The organism is Paenibacillus cisolokensis (genome assembly GCF_018403665.1).
GTDB lineage: Bacteria > Bacillota > Bacilli > Paenibacillales > Paenibacillaceae > Paenibacillus_AH > Paenibacillus_AH cisolokensis.
In genome coordinates this window covers 1-1,385 of record NZ_BOVJ01000243.1, presented here as the reverse complement: position 1 = coordinate 1,385, position 1,385 = coordinate 1, and the positions used below count along the sequence as shown (strand labels likewise).

Annotated in this window: 1 protein-coding gene; it reads left to right on the top strand. The window is 52.5% G+C overall.

Features of this window, described 5'->3' with window-relative positions:
• The first annotated feature begins 124 nt into the window (after window positions 1-124).
• On the top strand, window positions 125-1,315 hold the full coding sequence (locus PACILC2_RS25280; RefSeq protein ID WP_213531731.1) for a transposase: 1,191 nt from the start codon (window positions 125-127) through the stop codon (window positions 1,313-1,315).
• Window positions 1,316-1,385: the final 70 nt, after the last annotated feature.

Sequence of the window (1,385 nt, the reverse complement as noted above, 5' to 3'; positions counted from 1 at the left end):
GAGCGTTTTGCAATAATCCAAGGCCTTGATTTGTAAGGATTTTCGGACATAAAAAAGGGACTTCACCCCAACTTGGAGAAGTTTTCAAGTGACCAAACAAGAAAACTTAAGGAGTGAAGTCACGATGTATATTCTCCAAGAAAGCTTGTTTTCCTTCGAGGAATTGCTAAAAATGCAGTCAAAAGAGCGATTGCCAATCTTCTTTAGCTCACTGGATCTCAGACCCTATGCCAAGGAATTAAGAAGCCGTTCACCCCGAGGCGCCGACGGACATTGCAGACAGGGCATTTTACGTGCGCTTCTGGCCGCCCCTCTTGAAGGAATCGCTACCTTAACGGCTTTGCATCATCGGTTGAGCACGGACCTTCGGTTCCGCTATCAGTGCGGACTTTCGCTTGATCGGGAAGCTCCATCCATCTCCACACTCAGCCGTGTGTTTGCCGACGTCACGAAAAAGGAACTGGCCAAGCGGCTGTTTGAGGATCTGGTTGCCCACCTCAGGCTAGAAGGTGTTCTGGACGGCAGCCACGTGGCAATTGACAGCACCGCCATCCGTGCTTACGAGAGAAAGCAACCCAAGCGAAAAAGCGAACAGACCGGCAATGCCAATTGGGGAGTGAAACTCGATTCGTTCGGCAACAAGATCACCTGGTTTGGGTACAAACTCCATCTGGCGGTCGATACGAAAAGCGAATTGCCGCTTGTGCTGGAAGTCACGCCTGCGCATGTCAATGACGGAGAAAAGGCGCCGGGCCTGATGGAACAAGCCGCATCCAGAACCGCTCCGAGGTTTTTCATGCTGGACGCAGGCTATGATCAGTTGAAGGTTTACGAGGCCGCGCGAAACGTCAAGGCTCAAGCCATCATTCCGCTCAACCTCAGGCGCGAGAAGGAACCGCCTGCCGGCATGCGGTCCAACGGGACGCCATGCTGTTCCATGGGCTATGCCATGACGTACTGGGGAGCGGACGGCGACATACTGAAGTTTCGCTGTCCGCACGCAACCGGCAAAGTCGACTGTCCGCTTGGCATGGCCGCTTGCTCGTCCTCGAATTATGGCATGGTCGTGAAAGTGGACGTCAGGGAAGACCTCCGGCGGTATTGCCATCCACATCGGGATACCAAACGCTGGAAAGCACTTTACAATGAGCGAACGAGCGTTGAGCGCTGCAATGCGCGACTGAAATGCTCTTTGACAGCAGATGCCTTGCATGTGCGCGGGATCGAGAAAGTAACAACTCACCTGTATCTGAACGCCATCGTTCTGCTTGCATCTGCAGTAGCCGCATCTCGCTTGGCAAAAGCGGTCGCTTAAAAACGAGCGTTTCCCGAAAATTCTGCAGGTCTGCCCATTTTTATGACCAATAAACTCCAATTACACATTT